The organism is Brenneria alni (assembly GCF_003666245.1).
Classification (GTDB): domain Bacteria; phylum Pseudomonadota; class Gammaproteobacteria; order Enterobacterales; family Enterobacteriaceae; genus Brenneria; species Brenneria alni.
This window is the reverse complement of sequence record NZ_MJLZ01000059.1, coordinates 1-18,448: the sequence shown is the minus strand read 5'-3', so window position 1 is coordinate 18,448 and position 18,448 is coordinate 1. Positions and strand designations below refer to the sequence as shown.

Genomic DNA, 18,448 nt, shown 5'->3' with positions numbered 1-18,448 from the left:
CTGCTGGGACAATGCGCCAATGGAGCGGTTCTTCAGGAGCCTGAAATCGGAATGGATACCGGAATGTGGTTACGAAAATGTGGATGATGCCAAGACAGATATCCTGAGTTACATGACGTATTACTACAACCAACGCAGGCCGCATAGCTTCAATAATGGTCAGACGCCGCATGCTAAAGAAAAGCATGCAGCGTAAAAAACCTTAACGAGTGTCCAATATTGCTAGACCACATCATATCGGTAAAAAAGAGGGCGCACGCGTGCTCACGGGCGGTCGCCGCAAAGCGTTGCAGGGCGATCTGGCACAGGGCTATTATCTGGAACCCACCATCCTGTTTGGTAAAAACAGTATGCGCGTCTTCCAGGAAGAGATCTTCGGGCCGGTACTGGCGGTGACTACGTTTAAAACTATGGATGATGCGCTGGAAATCGCCAACGACACTGAATATGGTCTTGGCGCGGGCGTCTGGAGCCGTAACGGCAATGTCGCCTACCGGATGGGGCGCGGCATTCAGGCCGGGCGAGTCTGGACTAACTGCTACCACGCTTACCCGGCACATGCTGCGTTTGGCGGTTACAAACAGTCGGGGATTGGGCGTGAAAACCACAAGATGATGCTGGAGCATTACCAGCAAACCAAATGCCTGCTGGTGAGTTACTCGGATAAACCGATGGGGTTGTTCTGATTTTGATGACAAGGCATCAAGGCATGAATAATCTACGTTCTTTACCGTTAAGGGGAATGTTGCGGGCGTGCTCTCTCTCGTATTCAGCTTGTTGCTGATTGTATCAACGATAAGCAGGCACTACGCTGTTGTGCATGACTGAATACCCTATTTAGAGGCTATGCATGACCGGAAAGATCGGCTGGATTGAAAATTTGCGGGCCGTGGCCTGTATGATGGTCGTTCTGATTCACAGTACAACGTATTATATTATCTCAGGGGGTACGCCAGGTGACGCCCACTGGAATGTGGCGAACCTCCTTAATTCCGCCTCCCGTGTTTGCGTGCCGCTGTTTTTCATGATTTCTGGTTATTTGTTTTTTGGTGAGCGTCGCGCACAGAAGAAGCATTTTTTGCGGATTGGTTTATGCATTCTGTTTTATAGCGCCATTGCACTGATTTATATCGCGGCCTTGACGCCAATCAATCCCCTGAACGCCATCAATTATTTCCTGCAAAAGCCGATTTTTTATCACCTGTGGTTTTTCTATGCGATCGTAGTCATCTATTTGTTTTCACCCTTTATTAATGTTCAGCCGGTATCGGGAAAGTATCTGGCTATTTTCATTGTGTTGCTGGCGGTGATCGCCAATCCCAATACGGGCCGTGTTGAATTTGCCGGCGTAAAATTGTTGCCGGTTAATCTCTATATCTACGGTGATACGTTTTACTATCTGCTGTATGCAGTGGTTGGACGGGCGCTGGGTATGCTGGATATTCCCCGAAAAGCGGTGATGGTTGCCATACCGTTATTTATTTTTTGCGTGGCGCTGGTGGCGATGGGAACAAAACATCACACGCTGCTGAACGATAACTTTAATCAGACATTTTATATCTATTGCGGCCCGTTGGTGTTTCTGGCGGCTGTCAGCCTGCTGGCGGTGTTTAAACGCTACCTGAATCATCGGGTTTTACCCGGATTTGCCTTGATATCGCGCCATTCGCTGGCGATTTACGGCATTCATGCACTGATTATCCATTACCTGCGTACGCACGGTATGAATTTCCCATCCCAACCGGTGCTGGATATTTTCTACGTCTTCACCATCGCTTTGCTGGGCAGCTTGCTGTTGTCGATGGCGTTGCAGAAAATCGATACCCGGCGTTTGGTCAGCTAAAGCCGTGCGACGATGATGCGGCCATGTTTAGTGACAAAGAGGGCCAAATCGGGACATGATAGGGGTAAATCAGAACAGTTTACGTGGACGGTATAAGTCTTACCGGGACCTTGCAGCAAAAGGCAGAGCAGACATGTTGAAAATACTGGGTAAGTTATTCGCCATCACTTTATTAATCAGTGGATTAAGCGCTTGTGATAATCCACCGGATAACAATAAGCCTGACCCGCAGCCAGCGCCACCGCCGTTGCAGGCGCCAGAAAGTAAACCAGCCGCGCAGGTTGAGCCGCCTGCTGAACATGAAGCGCCAGCACACAAGGTTACGCTACAAAAAGGCAAAATCAGTTTTATGCTGCCGGATGCGTTTTCGGATCAAACGCCACCGGATGGTGTTAACAATGGCGAACTGGGTAAAACGCATCTATTTATTAACAGCACCTCGCGTCAGCAGGTGGTGTTTGCCGTGGTGCCGCCGCCGGCAGGGCAAATCTTGCTAACCAGTCAGGCGGGGCTGGAGAGTCTGGGAAATGACATTTTCACCAGTATGCAGAGTCAGTATCAGCATATAAAAAAGTTACAGCAACAGGCTGTTACCATCGGCAAGACACCATTGCAGCGCATGGATAATGAACTACAGATTGGTGGGCAGCAGGTTAACTCGACGCTGTTCTACACCGTGTGGCAGAAGAAAATACTGACGTTGCAAATTAACACGCCAGCCAGCCGTGGTGATGTCCATCAGGCGCTGATTGAACAGGTGATGGCGTCACTGGACTTTAAATAGCCTGCTGCCGCGCTGTTTACCGCCCGCCGCTAATGAGCCGACATCAATGGGCGGAGCTGCTGGTACAGCGCTTTGAAAGTATCCCGCTGCTGCGCATAATATGCATGGCGTTGTTCATCAGGATGATGGGTCTGCTCCAAAGGCAATTGGGGCAATAACGTTGCTAACGGCGTGTTGGGGTTCATCGCAATCTGTGCCAGACGCGCCGCTCCCAGGGCTGGCCCAACATCACCGCCGGTGCGGTATTCCAGCGTGTGCCCGCTGATATCCGCCAGCATTTGCCGCCAGTAAGCGCTACGCGCACCGCCGCCGATCAGCGTGATGCAACTGGGCTGCAACCCTGTCATATGCAGGGCATCCATGCCATCGGCGAGGGCGAAGCCGACACCTTCCAGTACGGAACGAGCCAGTTCAATGCGGCCATGCTGATGCGTCAGCCCCCAGAAAGCGCCTGTGGCATGGGGGTTATTATGTGGCGTACGTTCACCGGAGAGATAGGGCAGAAACCACAGCGGGGTTGTTGTTTCACCCTCAGGCGCCAGGGCGACCTCCTGTAGCAGCGCGGGTACGCTTTCTGCCTGAGTCAGACGGGCAACCCAATCAATACAGGAGGCGGCGCTCAACATGACCGACATCAAATGCCAGGTATCGGGCAATGCATGGCAAAAGCTATGCACCGCATGTTGCGGATTGCTGAGAAAACCATCGCTGACCGCAAAGTAAACGCCGGATGTGCCGAGAGACAACATTGCCTGCCCTGCCTGATAAAGCCCGACTCCGATCGCGCCGGCGGCGTTATCGCCCCCGCCGGCGATCACCGGGATAGTATTCATTCCCCAACGTTTAGCCATTTCCGGCTGTAAGTAACCGGTAATCTGATTCCCTTCATATAAGGCAGGCATATGCTCCCGGGTTAGAGAGCAGGCATTCAGCAGCAGTTCGCTCCAGTCTCGTTTTGCCACATCCAGCCATAGCGTTCCTGCCGCGTCGGACATATCGCTGGCGAATTCGCCGGTCAGACGCCAGCGCAGATAATCCTTTGGCAGTAAGACCTTGTCGATCTGACGAAAGATATCGGCTTCGTTCTCCTGTACCCATTTCAGCTTCGGCGCGGTGAAGCCAGGCATCATCAGGTTGCCGGTAATCTGTCGTGAAGTTGGCACCTGTTGCTCCAATAACTGGCATTGTCGTGCGCTGCGCCCGTCGTTCCACAGAATGGCCGGACGCAACACCCGGTGTCGGGCATCCAGTAATGTGGCGCCATGCATCTGCCCGGTCAGCCCCAGCGCTTTAACGGCGCGGAGATCGTGCTGCGCCGCCAGCGCGTGTAACGTATTCTCGGTTGCCTGCCACCATGCTTCGGGCGATTGTTCCGACCATAACGGATGAGGACGGGATACGGTTAATGCGGTGCTATGGCTGGCAATAACCTGCCCTGTTTCATTCAGTAGAATGGCTTTGACGCCAGAGGTGCCAAGATCAATACCGATGTACATAGAGGCCTCTTGAATTGGTTAAGGGCAAACCCTGTTATCCCTGTCCGGCCCAGCCCTTTTACACCAGAGGGGGAAACAACCTTTACGCCGTCTTCCTTTCTGGGTTTTGTAGAAGAGACAGGCGCAGGCGGAGATCTGCGCCATAAATAATGTTTATCCGAATAAGTAACGGTTAACGATATTCTCCAGCAACTCCTGATGACCGCTCTGGTGCTGTGGCGCTAGCCCGCGATTTTCCGCATAGCTCGCCAGGGATTCCAGAGACGCCTTACCTTGCAGGATTTGTTGCCCCAGTTCTCCGTTCCAGCCAGCATAGCGTTTGGCGACCAACTGGTTCAGGTTATCGTCTTCGATCATGCGGGCTGCGGCTTTAAGCGACAGCGCCATGGTGTCCATTGCACCGATGTGAGCATGGAATAAATCATATCGGTCAGTACTTTGGCGGCGAACTTTGGCATCAAAGTTCAGGCCTCCGGTGGTGAAACCACCTGCTTTGAGTATTTCATACATCACCAGCGCATTCTCTTCCACGCTGTTGGGGAATTGATCGGTATCCCAGCCCAACTGCGGATCGCCCCGGTTGGCATCAACCGATCCAAAAATGCCCAGCGCAATGGCGGTAGCAATTTCATGGTGGAACGAATGGCCTGCCAGCGTGGCATGGTTGGCTTCCACGTTGACCTTGATCTCTTTTTCCAACCCAAACTGCTTCAGAAAGCCATAGACTGTCGCGACATCATAGTCGTATTGGTGTTTGGTCGGCTCTTGCGGTTTGGGTTCGATCAGTAATGTTCCCTGGAAACCTATTTTATGTTTATGTTCCACCACCATGTTCATAAACCGGCCAATCTGTTCGCGCTCCTGGCGCAGGTCGGTATTAAGCAGGGTTTCGTAACCTTCGCGCCCCCCCCACAACACATAGTTTTCTCCGCCCAGTTTTTTGGTGGCATTCATGGCGGTAAAAACCTGCGTTGCCGCCCAGGCAAAGACTTCAGGGTTTGGATTGGTTGCCGCCCCTGCGCCATAACGAGGGTGGGTGAAACAGTTTGCCGTGCCCCACAACAGCTTAACGCCGCTGTTTTGCTGCTTTTCCGCCAATACATCGGTGATGATGGCGAAGTTATTCAGGTATTCCTTGAGTGAACCGCCCTCGGGCGCCACATCCACATCATGAAAACAGTAATAAGGGACATCCAGCTTTTGAAAGAATTCGAATGCAATGTCGGCCTTGCATTTGGCCTGTGCAAGTGCGTCTCCGGTTTGCTGCCACGGGCGTTCAAAGGCGCCGACGCCAAACATATCAGCGCCATTCCAGCAGAAAGTGTGCCAATATGCGACGGCAAAGCGCAAATGGTCTGCCATGCGTTTGCCCAAAATTTCCTGCTCGGGGTTGTAGTGGCGGAAAGCAAAGGGATTATCACTCTGGCTGCCTTCATAGCGGACTTTTTCGATCTGTTCAAAATAGGGTTGCATCGTTGACTCCTTAGAAACCTTCCCGATGGAAGATAGGGAACTGTAATCAATATTCAGATCTGACAGCGATTTAATCAATTACGTTATTTCACACTGAAATTAAGAGAATTATTAAATGTGCGCTGAGTCGCAAAAATATTGACGGATTAATCTGAATGCACTTCGCAATTTATAAAATAGGAAAATACTTGCAAGCGACAAAATATGACCGGTATCAAAAAAAAGAAATTAAACCAAAAAACATAAGCGGATGATGAAAATTTGTAATTGCTGATATGTAATTTAACGACAATACTTTGCTGGCTATCAGAGTTCTATGCCCTGCATTTTAAATAAAAAAGGTACTCTACGATGAAAGTTAAACACTTTTTACTGTCAGCCTGTGCCGTACTCGCTTTAGTAAGCCAACCAGGATTAACCAAAGAAGTAAAAATAGGGATGGCAATTGATGATTTACGCCTTGAACGTTGGCAAAAAGATCGGGATATCTTTGTTGATAAGGCCAAATCGCAAGGTGCAAGCGTTTTTGTGCAATCGGCAAATGGCAATGAAGAAACTCAGATTTCGCAAATAGAGAATATGATTAACCGTGGTGTGGATGTTTTAGTTATTATTCCCTACAACGGGCAGGTGTTAAGTAATGTTATTTCTGAAGCAAAACGTGAAGGAATAAAAGTATTGGCTTACGACCGTATGATAAACAATGCGGATGTGGACTTTTACATTTCGTTTGATAATGAAAAAGTTGGTGAGTTACAAGCGCAATACTTAGTGGATAAAGTTCCCGAAGGGAATTATTTTTTAATGGGCGGCTCGCCGGTGGATAATAATGCAAAACTGTTCCGGCAAGGGCAAATGAAAGTATTAAAGCCTTTGATTGATAATGGTAAAATTAAAGTGGCCGGAGACCAGTGGGTTGATGCGTGGCTACCGGAAAATGCATTGAAAATCATGGAGAATGCGCTAACAGCCAATAATAACAATATCAACGCGGTTGTTGCCTCGAACGATGCAACGGCAGGCGGCGCCATTCAGGCTCTTGCCGCACAGGGATTATCCGGCAAGGTGGCTATTTCCGGACAGGATGCGGATCTGGCGGCGATAAAACGTATTGTTGCCGGCACCCAAACCATGACGATTTATAAACCCATCAGCAAACTGGCCAGGGATGCCGCCGATATTGCGGTTGCTTTGGGCGCGGGCAAAACACCGCAGTCTAATGCCACGTTAAATAATGGCCTGAAAGATATCCCGTCATTTTTGTTAACCCCGATCGCTGTTGATAAAACCAATATTGATTCCACGGTGATTGCCGATGGTTTTCACAAGAAAGCGGATGTCTATTAACCGTATTTTCTTTCCGCCGAGCCACTACAGATGTAGTGGCTCGTGAGTGCTCGCGGTCTCTTACTGTGAGTAATGGTAAATCGCGGAGGTCATGATGCCGTGCCTGTTGGAAATGAAAAACATTACTAAAGCGTTTGGCGCAGTGAAAGCGGTGGACAATGTCAGCCTGACGCTGGAAACCGGTCAGGTGTTGTCGCTGTGCGGTGAGAATGGTTCGGGAAAATCCACCCTCATGAAAGTGCTGTGTGCTATTTATCCCTACGGTAGTTACAGCGGAGAGATTATTTTTTCCGGCGATGAACTGCGAGCCAGCCATATCCGTGACACGGAGCAAAAAGGTATCGCCATTATTCATCAGGAACTGGCGCTGGTTAAGGAAATGACGGTGCTGGAGAATATTTTTCTGGGCAATGAGTGGGCGCGCTTTGGAATAATGGATTATGACAGCATGTATTTACGCTGCCAGCGTATGCTGGAACAGGTAAAACTGACGATTGATCCCAACACCAAAGTGGGGGAGTTGGGGCTGGGGCAGCAGCAGCTGGTTGAAATTGCCAAGGCGCTGAATAAGCAGGTTCGCCTGTTGGTGCTGGACGAGCCGACGGCTTCGCTGACCGAGCAGGAAACGGCTATTTTGCTCGATATCATCCATGATCTGCGCCATCACGGTATCGCCTGCATTTATATCTCTCATAAGCTCAACGAAGTTAAAGCGATTTCCGATGTGATTTGCGTCATTCGTGACGGTAAGCATATTGGCACCTATCCGGCAGCGGAACTGAGCGAAGATCAGATCATCGCGATGATGGTGGGCCGCAAACTGACGGAATTGTACCCCAATGAGGCACATACCATTGGTGAAGAGGTTCTGCGTGTTGAACACTTGACGGCCTGGCATCCGGTGAACCGGCATATCCGCCGGGTGGATGATGTTTCCTTTTCCCTGCACCGAGGTGAAATTCTCGGTATTGCCGGATTGGTTGGCTCTGGTCGAACGGAAACCGTGCAGTGTTTGTTTGGCGCCTACCACGGACGCTGGCAAGGTGAGCTGTTTCTAGATGGTAAGCGCGTGGTGATTAACCGCTGCCAGCAGGCGATGGCGCTGGGTATCGCGATGGTGCCGGAGGATCGTAAAAGGGATGGCATTGTACCCGTGATGAGTGTGGCGCAGAACATTACGCTGGCCGCGCTCGATCAGTTTTCCGGCCTATTCTCAACGCTTGACGATGCCCGCGAACAGAATGTTATCCGACAATCGCTGGTGGATTTGAAAGTTAAAACGCCAAGCCCGGAATTAGCGATTGCCCGGCTGAGTGGCGGCAATCAGCAAAAGGCGGTGCTGGCGAAATGTCTGTTGCTGAATCCCCGCATACTCATTCTTGATGAGCCGACTCGCGGCATCGACATCGGTGCAAAATACGAGATCTATAAGCTCATCAATGCGCTGGTACAGCAGCAAATTGCCGTTATTGTTATTTCTTCTGAACTGCCTGAAGTCCTGGGGTTAAGCGATCGGGTATTGGTTATGCATCAGGGTCGTATCAAAGCGGATTTGGTTAATCATGATTTAACGCAGGAACAGGTTATGGAAGCTGCATTGAGGAGTGAACATCGTGTTGAAAACATCGCTGGCTGATCAGAAAAATACCGTTGCCGGGTCTGAGTCCATTCTGCAACGGCTCAAAAGTATTAACCTTCAGGTTTATGTGATGATTGCCGCCATTATCGCGATCATGCTCTTTTTCACTTACATGACGGAAGGCGCTTATCTCAGCGCCCGCAATATTTCTAACCTGTTACGTCAGACGGCGATTACCGGCATCCTGGCAGTCGGCATGGTATTTGTCATTATCTCGGCGGAAATTGATCTGTCGGTCGGGTCCATGATGGGGTTACTCGGCGGCGCGGCGGCAATTTTTGATGTGTGGTTCGGCTGGCCGCTGCCGTTGACCATCGTGGTGACGCTGGTACTGGGGTTATTATTGGGCGCGTGGAATGGCTGGTGGATTGCGTATCAGAAAGTGCCCTCCTTCATTGTTACGCTGGCGGGTATGCTGGCCTTTCGCGGCATTCTTATCGGTATTACCAATGGCACCACGGTTTCACCCACCAGTAATACGATGTCCCTGATTGGGCAAAGTTACCTGCCTTCAGGCGTGGGTTTTACGCTCGGCGCGTTGGGGTTGATGTTATTTATTTTGTGGCAATGGCGGCGGCGCGGTAATCGGGCCAGACTGGGGTTGCCTGTCAGCCAGCCAGCCGGTGATATTGGCCGTCAGACGTTTACCGCAGTGATTGTTCTCGGCGCCATCTATCTGCTGAATGACTATCGTGGTGTACCGACACCGGTGTTGGTTCTTACCCTGTTGATGCTGGGGGGGATTTTTCTGGCGACGCGCACGGCGTTTGGCCGCCGTATTTACGCCGTTGGCGGTAACATTGAGGCGGCCCGCTTATCGGGTGTCAATGTGGAACGCACCAAGCTCATTGTTTTTGCAATGAATGGGCTGATGGTGGCGGTGGCGGGGTTGATCCTCAGTTCGCGTTTGGGTGCAGGTTCTCCGTCAGCGGGGAATATTGCTGAACTGGACGCGATAGCGGCTTGTGTTATTGGCGGCACCAGTCTGGCGGGCGGGGTTGGCAGCGTGGCTGGCGCGGTGATGGGCGCATTTATTATGGCTTCGCTGGATAACGGTATGAGTATGTTGGATGTACCGACGTTTTGGCAGTATGTCGTCAAAGGGGGAATTTTACTGTTGGCGGTGTGGATGGACACGGCAACCAAGCGAAGGGTGTGACGGTGTTAGTCAGCAAATACAGGAAATACGTGGCAGTTCGCAATAATAGGGAAATGATTTTAGTTCGCTGAGTGGTTATGTTATTCAAGAGTATCGCCACGAATGGATGCTCATCGCCATGTTTGAAAAACGTTATCGCATTGCTCTGTTGTTCAATGCAAACAAAGTGTATGACCGGCAGGTTGTTGAGGGTGTCGGTGAGTATTTGCAGGCATCTCAGTGTGACTGGGATATCTTCATTGAAGAGGATTTTCGCTGCCGTATTGATAACATCAAAGACTGGTTGGGTGATGGCGTCATTGCCGATTTTGACGACCAGGAAATCATACGGCTATTGCAGAATATCCATGTGCCGTTGGTAGGGGTGGGCGGCTCCTACCATAATCCGGCGGATTATCCACCTGTTCACTATATCGCTACGGATAACCATGCGCTGGTGGAAAGCGCTTTTATGCACCTCAAAAGCAAGGGAATAAATCGCTTTGCATTTTATGGTCTGCCAGCATCGGGAGGAAAAGGCTGGGCACAGGAACGCGAACAGGCATTCCGCCAGCTTGTCGCCACGGGGCAATATCAGGGCGTGGTGTATCAGGGGATGGAAACCTCACCGGATAACTGGCAGCACGCCCAAAACCGCCTGGCTGACTGGCTACAGACGCTGCCACCTCAGACCGGTATTATTGCCGTAACCGATTCACGGGCGCGTCATCTTTTGCAGGTGTGTGAACATTTGAATATACCCGTGCCGGAAAAACTGTGTGTAATCGGCATCGATAACGAAGAGTTGATCCGCTATCTTTCCCGCGTAGCGCTGTCGTCAGTGGCGCAGGGAACGCGGCAGATGGGCTATCGTGCGGCGAAATTGCTGCATCAACTATTATTAAACGGCAATGAGTTACCCCTGCAACGCATTTTAGTTCCGCCCGTCAGGGTGGTTGAGCGCCGGTCAACCGATTATCGCTCGGTACATGACCCGGCGGTTATTCAAGCGATGCACTTTATCCGTTATCACGCCTGCAAAGGGATTAAAGTAGAACAGGTGCTGGATACGGTCGGGATGTCGCGCTCGAATCTGGAAAAGCGCTTCAAAGATGAAATAGGACAGACGATCCACGGTGTGATCCATGCGGAAAAACTGGATCGTGCGCGCAATCTGTTGGTTTCCACCTCTCTTTCGATCAACGAAATTTCCGTTATGTGTGGTTATCCCTCACTGCCGTATTTTTATGCGGTATTTAAAAAGGGTTATGACATCACGCCGAAAGAGTATCGTGACCGCTACGGTGAAGCGGGTTATCAGGGGGAGTAAGATGGCGAGCGCGGCTGACGGCGCCGCGCTGAAGAGCGGGTTTACGCTGGCACACGCCAGTACCGTTTTTACTGCTTAGTTTGTTGAAGAAATAGCGTTATACTCGTCCACTTGGGCGCGAAATGATCGCGAATTTTTTTGCATAAAGTATGACTCTTCTCTTCCTGTGCCAGCAAAAAGATGGTTAAATTATCACTCACTTATTTTGCATAAATATGCATTTTTTGAGAGCGTTGGTTTTAATAATAAACCCAGTCTGGCCAATCCCCTATCCGGTGAAGGCGTAACCTCTCATCAATGTATGGCGTAACATAATGATGGCGTGGCTGCTAGCTTCCTACCCATCGATCTTCAAGCAGGGATTTTATTTATGACAACGATTCTTAAACATCTTCCGGTTGGTCAGCGTATTGGTATTGCGTTTTCTGGTGGTCTGGATACCAGCGCCGCACTGCTTTGGATGCGTCAAAAGGGGGCGGTTCCTTATGCTTACACTGCGAATCTGGGGCAACCGGATGAGGATGATTACGATGAAATCCCACGCCGTGCTATGGAATATGGCGCTGAAAATGCCCGCCTGATCGATTGCCGTAAGCAACTGGTTGCTGAAGGTATTGCTGCGATCCAGTGCGGGGCTTTCCATAACACGACCGCTGGCGTCACCTATTTTAATACCACTCCGCTAGGCCGGGCGGTAACCGGTACGATGCTGGTGGCGGCGATGAAAGAAGACGGCGTCAATATCTGGGGTGATGGCAGTACCTATAAAGGTAATGATATTGAGCGTTTTTATCGTTACGGTTTGCTGACCAATGCTGAATTGAAAATTTACAAACCGTGGCTGGATACCGACTTTATTGATGAGTTGGGCGGTCGCCAGGAAATGTCTGAGTTTATGGCTCAGGCGGGTTTCGGCTATAAGATGTCAGCAGAAAAAGCCTACTCCACCGACTCCAACATTCTGGGCGCGACCCATGAAGCCAAGGATTTGGAATACCTGAATTCCAGTGTCAAAATAGTTAACCCGATTATGGGCGTTAAATTTTGGGATGAAAGCGTCAAGGTTGCAGCGGAAGAGGTCACGATCCGTTTTGATCGTGGTCATCCGGTTGCGCTGAACGGCAAAACATTTGTCGATGATGTGGAGCTGATGCTGGAGGCCAACCGTATTGGCGGACGCCACGGTTTAGGCATGAGCGATCAGATTGAGAACCGTATCATTGAAGCGAAAAGCCGTGGTATTTACGAAGCGCCGGGAATGGCGTTGCTGCATATCGCTTATGAGCGTCTGGTTACCGGTATTCATAACGAAGATACCATCGAACAGTATCATGCCAATGGTCGTCAGTTAGGCCGCTTCCTGTATCAAGGGCGCTGGTTTGACTCACAGGCGCTGATGCTGCGTGATGCCTCCCAGCGGTGGATTGCCAGCGCAATCACTGGCGAGGTGACGCTGGAGCTGCGTCGGGGTAACGATTATTCTATTATGAATACCGTTTCCGATAATCTGACCTATAAGCCAGAGCGCCTGACGATGGAAAAAGGCGATTCCGTATTCTCGCCGGATGACCGTATCGGTCAGCTGACGATGCGTAATCTGGACATCACCGACACCCGCGAAAAACTGTTCAATTATGTTGAAACCGGGCTGCTGTCTTCTTCTGCCAGCACCGGTCTGCCACAGGTTGGGCAGTTGCAGGATAAAACCAAAAAGTAATTCATCACAGTTCGGTATTTAATTTATAAAAAAATCCGGGAACATTTTTTCGTTGCCGGTTTTTTTTATGTGATGTTATCGGCAGTGCAAGACATGGCAGCTACACTGTAAACCTCTGATGTATTGACATTTTAATCATGCCAGCTAATGGCGATAAAATACCTGTTGGTGACTGAAGGTGAACGTAACGATAACTAAATATTCCTTGAAATGAGGCGTTTTTCTTTTCTTATTCCTTTTCGGTATTAATAAAAAAATAAAATTGCCGATACTTTTTACAGAACAGTCTCTTTCTCAATGCTGGCATCAACCATGCTAATCATGTGATATGAATTCACGATAAGGTTGATAAAAATGCATTTATCTCCTGCCGGCAATCTTCCCCAGAGTCTGTTGATGTCATCAATAATAGCTGTCTGGATAAAAATTTAATATTTTTTCAATATGTTGTGTTAGTTATTACTATAACTTATCGCCTGTTGAATACTGTACTGATATTAAATGAAATAAAAAAGGAGTGGTGCTGTGGCTATATCCGATGTCGACACACACAGTCAGAATATAAAGCCTTTTTATCCTCTTGCTGAATCTATTAGCACGGTGGGTAAAATAGATTTATCAACGTTTGGTACAGACAATTATTCGCAAGATAATAGTCTGTCAGGCGCCAGTACCCAGGTAACACTGTCGATGGATGGGAAAAGCCAGTCCAGCATGATGACGTCCCGTGACAGTCTGCAAGATCTTGAAAAGCAATTGGCGTCCCGCGAAGCACAACTGGCTAAAGAGGAGCGTGAAGAGCGTGAGCAGCAGAAGGCAGAGTCTGAGGAACGTTCGCTGAAAATTATCAACGGTATTCTTCTGTACGGCGGTACGCTGGTATCCATGATTAGCCACCCTGACGGCAGTTGGGAGGCTTTTGATGCATTTACCGGTGAACCGGTGACGACCAAAGATAGGGTAGGGACAGGACAGGAGACTGGCAGCGATAATAGGGAAGTGTTCAGCTTTTATAGCAAAGGAGTATATAACGGTATGTCCGCCGCTGAAATTTACGAAAAAATACAGCAGATGATGAGCGTTGAATCGGCTGATGTGGACTGGAATGTTGCGGGAACTACCAATACTTAACGCCAAACAATGGCGCTGACGCTATTATGAACCTGCCATGAATAATATGTAAGAAATATGGATTCACCACTTTTCCCATAAATATGCTATATATTTATTGTCAGTCAGATATTCCGTAATCAGTTTATCATTGTGATTGCGTTCGGGCTTAAATTACCGCCCATTCTTGTCAGAAGTGTCTACGAAACAATTGGAAGAGCTAAATAAAGTATGGGCTGTTTTACTGAATACTGACAAGAAATCGTACAACAAATTGATTCGCCGTACGGATACATCACAGCAGCCCTGTGATGGCTATCACTGTGAGGAGCGGGAAAAGAAAAATGGCCCGGCCCTATCTGTTGCATAATAAATAATCAAAAATTTTGCCATAGTAGGCTAACTCAGCGGTATAGGTGTCTTGGACTTTACTGCCAGTATCTTAACCTTCGACAATGGCGTTATAAGTTGAAGATGATGATGAGGAACCGCAGAAAAGTTTAAATCTTGGCACAATAGTTCTCTGGAAAGTGGTTTAACTCCATCAGCAGGCTAGTGAGTGGCTGTTGCCTTACGGTTTTCTGGAAATCTGTTGTAAACCAAAGGGGAGGCGTTTCACGAGTCTTACTGACCGTAGGCATATACTTTCCAGTACAATATGATTCCGCTCGCGTCAGGAACTTTTTAAATAATTTTATCTACCCATAAAAACCACCATGTAAGAGTTTATTGCAACCAACCTTTAAAATTCTTAAACAGATAATTATTTTATCTCAATATATTATTTACTCACTTTTACAGGATAGCGAATGAACATTACTCCGACATCTGGATTACATTTCAATTCATCTGTGCAAGACACCGGCGAAACAACTAACGCAAACAGACCCAAACCCAAAGGAGTATTATTCACAATCAATAATTTACCCGCCATCATTGCTGAAACGCCAGTCTATTTCTGCAAAAGCGAAAATAAAGCCGAACATGCGAAAATGGAAGACTATTATGTCATCACGACTGAAGATAAAAACAAGAAAAGAAACGCGGATGGCATTGAGCGCAATATTTTCAAAGGAAAGGAATTCCTGCGTGATGCGAAAGATTTTATCAATCCTACTAACCCGCAGGTTTTCCATAAATCAGTGGATGGCTATATTGGCGCGGACGGATATGTCTACTCGCCGACGTTATCAGTCCACGAAAAAGAAAATTTATATTCATCAATAAAAGAACTAGCGCAGGATAACAACGTAAATTCCGTTGTTGCGCTGCCGGTCTCAACATCAGGCAATGGGAATCGGTTGCTTAATGTGCATCGCCATCAAGAGAAAGAAGAGGACTGGGGGTTTGAACAGGATTTCATCGCTACGCCAGGAGGATTGGTGACGGGAGATCGGTGTGATCCTCAAAATATTCTTAATACTTTGTATCAGGAACTGAATGAAGAGACGGGCTTTACCGATCCAAAGGAGTTAAATATCAACGGAATGATGTTTGATCCTCGAACAAAAGTGATGTATTTCTCTGTTTCCACGCCAGAGCCTCTCCCAGAAATCGATGGCACAAGACTTAATCAAAAAAGATATGCTCCGTTCGTCGCTATGCTGAAAGCTAACGAAACATATTCAGATCCTGACGTTCAACATGCCGCCGGGCAGGGAAAAATTATTTGTGCCGCTCGCCTTGAAGGTAAGTTTGATTTAACAATGTCGCGGAATTTGCCGCTAAACTTAAACGACCCCGCCTTACCGCTTGTTCGTCCCGACACCCAGGAAGGGAGAGGAATTACAGCAGGCCTGGCAGCAGATAAAATGCATGGCCGGTTTGGTATGTTTATAAATTCTGATGTTCGTGATTTTCTTGTCAACACACTCTAACAGGCAGATTCAGGCAAAGGATGCCGCCGCCTGAAGCGTATAAACGACTTTTTGGTAGTACGCGGTAGACGCAAGTAGCAACAAAAACGCCCTGAAAACAGGGCGTTGTGGCAGTCGGTGGAACAGGGTGGAAATTATTCGATATTTTGGATCTGTTTATTGAATATGAAATAAAGGTATTAAAAATTAGTTTGTTAGTGGAGTTTTGTCTGTGGTCGCGGCGGTTTACTACCCGATGAACTACCCGTTTGGAGCAGAGGCAAAAATCTGACATTACTAACTGAGCATTGTATTTTTAATCCTTAGTGAAGGTTAAGTAATTTTAAAAATGAGCCTTATATGTATAAAAATATCGAACGATATTAAGGTGAGTAACGATGACGGATTGAACAGCCTAAAACATTTGGTAGCGAAATAATTTATCAATTCATTTCATTATAAAATTTCATGAAGAATTTCTGCCTAAAAAAAGCAGTTTAATCTGCCTTTTTTTGATTTAATTCACTTTTTCGTGCTACAGAAGTATTCCTTATAGCCTGGCCGATAGTAACCTGAAACCTCTTCATTTAACTGGAATTTATGCTTATCCAGAAACTCTTGCATTTCTTCCCAACGCTCTTCACAAACAGTGATGTGTGCAGGAGCTTGAAGATAGGAAAGAGATTTTTCCATTAAAGTGCTTCCGTAGCCTTTTCTTTGAAACTTCGGAGCAATAAAGAAAGTGCATACTTTTTTCTCTTCTTCGGTTTTTTTGAGAAGAGAAACACCAGCGATTTCCCCATTTTCCTTTATTATCAAAACGTTGCGTTCGATTCCATTGAGCTGACGCACAAATGTGAAATTCAGCCAAGCATGGAAATCAGGATAGAAACACGCTATCTGCTCTAAAAACTCCCTGATATTGTGCTTTGCGAATTCTGCGGCAGTAGTAACCTCGATTACCGGGCACTTTTCGTCAAGCCACTTCGGCTTAGCTACAGTCATGTGTCCTCCGACCTGCCTTACATTATGGGGTGAAAAAAACTCTTTCATGCATTATAGAGGAAAATTTTTCTACGTCATCTGAAAAATACAAACTTAACTAATTCTTTCACTTTGTTAAATTATTTTTAATAAAATCGTAGAGTCCGTTGGCTATCATGCTGAAAATCAGAACTATTGCAATACTTCTTAATATGATCCAAGCAGAATGCCGTGCATGCCTAAATTTCGCAAAAGCAGAAAAATTCTCAAGATATTTATTATTTATAAGATCCTCTTTAGATGATTTCCAGTGGAATATCAGCATTTTGGGTACATTTTTAATAGGTTTTACATATTGTGACTGTAGATAAGCTTGCCACAGATCTCCTTCTAAAAGCCTGCTTCTGTGATATTTAGTATCAGACATCACATATTCAGACTTTACTTCACGAATAAGAAAAAAATGGACTTTTTTCAGAACATCGCCAGATTTTAGTAGAGAATTAACATTTTTAGGGGTGTTACGGATTTCGTTGACTCTAAAGTCAATAATTTCAATCGACTCTTCTGTCGTTAACATAAAACTATCGGAAGGAATATAATATGTTGATAACGCTTTTTTGCTAAGAGGGTTTAATATGAGCCTAAACCTAAAGTAACCATCTTTGTCGCTAGATTCCATTCTAAAGTTTTTAATTGGAAATGAAAGTATGCTTCCCTCGTTTACAACTGAGTGCAAGCTAACGCCAGCTCCGAGAGGATTACTATTATTGTCTTGTAAGTCTATGTTTGTGAAAAACCTGATTCCCGTTTTTAAGTCGTCACCTTTACTTGAAAAATTAATGTCTGAATGATGATATAAATTATCTTTAAACTCTATTGATTCCAGTTCGCTATTGAATATAGCGGACAGTAATTGATTGTCATTTGCTAAATTTAATCCTAGCTGACTGTCATAGTCTTGGGGTGATACGCTAAAAGGGAAGAAAATATTGATAGTATCATCTTCAGTTAGTAGCGAAAATCGCACTCCGACATCAAGATAAGTAGTGTTTTCTCTCTCCTTTGCAAAGCTAATTAACCATCTGCAACCATTTTGCATATGATGGATAGCCCAAGATGCCAATTTAAACGGTCCTCGCCAAGTGTTGTCTTTGAGTGGATAAGTTCTACGATTTAAGTTTTTGTCATTCAATACCCAATAGTTAAAATGTAGCTCAATCCCTCGAATGTTATTTTTTGGGAGGGCCTCATCGTTTAGTTTTGAATCGTCTGAGACTTCTCTATTTGGTACTTCAGTATCGTCCACTTCATGAGGTTTTTCCTCATTATTTTCGTTGGATTTGCTAATCCAAACTGCTAAGCTTTTAGCCATGTGTGTTTTCCAAAAAAGATAAGAAAAAATGGATAAAATTCTAATTAGCATTAAGCCAAACTACATCAATGAAATCTTAGTCGGTAGTAAGATCGTGGAGTTAAGGAAGCGGGTGGGGAGGCTCTTTACTCCTAATAATGAAATCTATCTTTACTCAAGCTCTCCTGTCAAGGCTTTAGTAGGAAAAGCCACTATAAAAAAAGTGGTCAGAAAGGAGTTAGCGTCTTTACACCAAATAAAAGATGAAATTCTTAAAGATGCCTGTATAACTGAATATTCATTCGATGAATATTTTAAAAAAAGTAAATTTTGCTATATGATTTATTTTGGTGAAATAACTTTGATTAAACATCCAT

General features: G+C 46.8%; 15 protein-coding genes and 1 pseudogene. 12 read left to right on the top strand and 4 right to left on the bottom strand.

What is annotated here, in order from left to right; all coding sequences use genetic code 11:
* From BIY29_RS18425 to BIY29_RS18410, 4 genes and pseudogenes are all read left to right on the top strand, one after another.
* On the top strand, window positions 1-196 hold a 196-nt coding region (locus tag BIY29_RS18425; RefSeq protein WP_147437177.1), incomplete at its 5' end, for an integrase core domain-containing protein.
* A gap of 40 nt (window positions 197-236) precedes the next feature.
* Window positions 237-686: pseudogene (adh, locus tag BIY29_RS18420) on the top strand (aldehyde dehydrogenase); the annotation flags it as partial.
* Between the two features lie 164 nt (window positions 687-850).
* Entirely contained in the window at window positions 851-1,843 is a 993-nt protein-coding gene (locus BIY29_RS18415) for an acyltransferase (protein ID WP_121576492.1), read from the top strand.
* Window positions 1,844-1,976: 133 nt separating this feature from the next.
* On the top strand, window positions 1,977-2,627 hold the full coding sequence (locus BIY29_RS18410; RefSeq protein WP_170158976.1) for a DcrB-related protein: 651 nt from the start codon (window positions 1,977-1,979) through the stop codon (window positions 2,625-2,627).
* Between the two features lie 29 nt (window positions 2,628-2,656).
* Here BIY29_RS18410 and xylB read toward each other — a convergent pair whose 3' ends face one another.
* Both xylB and xylA read right to left on the bottom strand, forming a co-directional pair.
* Window positions 2,657-4,123 carry a xylulokinase gene (gene xylB / locus BIY29_RS18405; protein WP_121576490.1) on the bottom strand — a complete coding sequence of 489 codons (1,467 nt, stop codon included), beginning with the start codon at window positions 4,121-4,123 and terminating at the stop codon, window positions 2,657-2,659.
* A 153-nt stretch (window positions 4,124-4,276) separates the two neighbouring features.
* Complete coding sequence (gene xylA, locus BIY29_RS18400; RefSeq protein ID WP_121576489.1) at window positions 4,277-5,596, bottom strand: xylose isomerase; 1,320 nt, start codon at window positions 5,594-5,596, stop codon at window positions 4,277-4,279.
* Window positions 5,597-5,947: 351 nt separating this feature from the next.
* Here xylA and xylF point away from each other — a divergent pair, with 351 nt between their 5' ends.
* From xylF to BIY29_RS18365, 7 genes are all read left to right on the top strand, one after another.
* Entirely contained in the window at window positions 5,948-6,943 is a 996-nt protein-coding gene (gene xylF, locus BIY29_RS18395) for a D-xylose ABC transporter substrate-binding protein (RefSeq protein WP_121576488.1), read from the top strand.
* A 94-nt stretch (window positions 6,944-7,037) separates the two neighbouring features.
* The gene (locus tag BIY29_RS18390) at window positions 7,038-8,579 is read left to right on the top strand and encodes a xylose ABC transporter ATP-binding protein (protein WP_121576487.1); all 1,542 of its coding nucleotides are present in this window, start codon (window positions 7,038-7,040) and stop codon (window positions 8,577-8,579) included.
* A complete protein-coding gene (gene xylH, locus BIY29_RS18385; RefSeq protein WP_240630206.1) occupies window positions 8,572-9,741 on the top strand; it encodes a xylose ABC transporter permease XylH in 1,170 nt (389 codons plus the stop codon). Before BIY29_RS18390 ends, xylH begins: the two co-directional genes overlap by 8 nt.
* A gap of 118 nt (window positions 9,742-9,859) precedes the next feature.
* A complete protein-coding gene (gene xylR / locus BIY29_RS18380; protein ID WP_121576485.1) occupies window positions 9,860-11,050 on the top strand; it encodes a D-xylose utilization transcriptional activator XylR in 1,191 nt (396 codons plus the stop codon).
* A 370-nt stretch (window positions 11,051-11,420) separates the two neighbouring features.
* Window positions 11,421-12,767 (top strand): argininosuccinate synthase, encoded by a 1,347-nt coding sequence (gene argG, locus BIY29_RS18375; RefSeq protein ID WP_121576484.1) that lies wholly within the window; start codon window positions 11,421-11,423, stop codon window positions 12,765-12,767.
* 525 nt (window positions 12,768-13,292) lie between these two features.
* Complete coding sequence (locus BIY29_RS18370) at window positions 13,293-13,898, top strand: hypothetical protein (protein WP_121576483.1); 606 nt, start codon at window positions 13,293-13,295, stop codon at window positions 13,896-13,898.
* 788 nt (window positions 13,899-14,686) lie between these two features.
* Window positions 14,687-15,754, top strand: a complete 1,068-nt coding sequence (locus tag BIY29_RS18365) for a hypothetical protein (RefSeq protein ID WP_121576482.1) — start codon at window positions 14,687-14,689, stop codon at window positions 15,752-15,754.
* A 501-nt stretch (window positions 15,755-16,255) separates the two neighbouring features.
* Here the strand turns inward: BIY29_RS18365 and BIY29_RS18360 are convergent.
* On the bottom strand, window positions 16,256-16,738 hold the full coding sequence (locus BIY29_RS18360) for a GNAT family N-acetyltransferase (protein WP_170158975.1): 483 nt from the start codon (window positions 16,736-16,738) through the stop codon (window positions 16,256-16,258).
* Window positions 16,739-16,844: 106 nt separating this feature from the next.
* Window positions 16,845-18,092 (bottom strand): hypothetical protein, encoded by a 1,248-nt coding sequence (locus BIY29_RS18355; protein WP_121576480.1) that lies wholly within the window; start codon window positions 18,090-18,092, stop codon window positions 16,845-16,847.
* A gap of 28 nt (window positions 18,093-18,120) precedes the next feature.
* Between BIY29_RS18355 and BIY29_RS18350 the strand changes: the two genes are divergently transcribed.
* Window positions 18,121-18,448 (top strand): hypothetical protein (locus tag BIY29_RS18350; RefSeq protein ID WP_121576479.1); only part of this gene is annotated, 328 nt, incomplete at its 3' end.

Bases quoted from the DNA above. Each gene is read 5' to 3' on its own strand.
- xylF (WP_121576488.1), top strand. From the start codon at position 5,948: ATGAAAGTTAAACACTTTTTACTGTCAGCCTGTGCCGTACTCGCTTTA.
- xylR (WP_121576485.1), top strand. From the start codon at position 9,860: ATGTTTGAAAAACGTTATCGCATTGCTCTGTTGTTCAATGCAAACAAA.
- BIY29_RS18355 (WP_121576480.1), bottom strand. From the start codon at position 18,092: ATGGCTAAAAGCTTAGCAGTTTGGATTAGCAAATCCAACGAAAATAAT.
- argG (WP_121576484.1), top strand. From the start codon at position 11,421: ATGACAACGATTCTTAAACATCTTCCGGTTGGTCAGCGTATTGGTATT.
- BIY29_RS18410 (WP_170158976.1), top strand. From the start codon at position 1,977: ATGTTGAAAATACTGGGTAAGTTATTCGCCATCACTTTATTAATCAGT.
- BIY29_RS18360 (WP_170158975.1), bottom strand. From the start codon at position 16,738: ATGACTGTAGCTAAGCCGAAGTGGCTTGACGAAAAGTGCCCGGTAATC.
- xylA (WP_121576489.1), bottom strand. From the start codon at position 5,596: ATGCAACCCTATTTTGAACAGATCGAAAAAGTCCGCTATGAAGGCAGC.
- BIY29_RS18365 (WP_121576482.1), top strand. From the start codon at position 14,687: ATGAACATTACTCCGACATCTGGATTACATTTCAATTCATCTGTGCAA.
- BIY29_RS18390 (WP_121576487.1), top strand. From the start codon at position 7,038: ATGCCGTGCCTGTTGGAAATGAAAAACATTACTAAAGCGTTTGGCGCA.
- BIY29_RS18415 (WP_121576492.1), top strand. From the start codon at position 851: ATGACCGGAAAGATCGGCTGGATTGAAAATTTGCGGGCCGTGGCCTGT.
- xylB (WP_121576490.1), bottom strand. From the start codon at position 4,123: ATGTACATCGGTATTGATCTTGGCACCTCTGGCGTCAAAGCCATTCTA.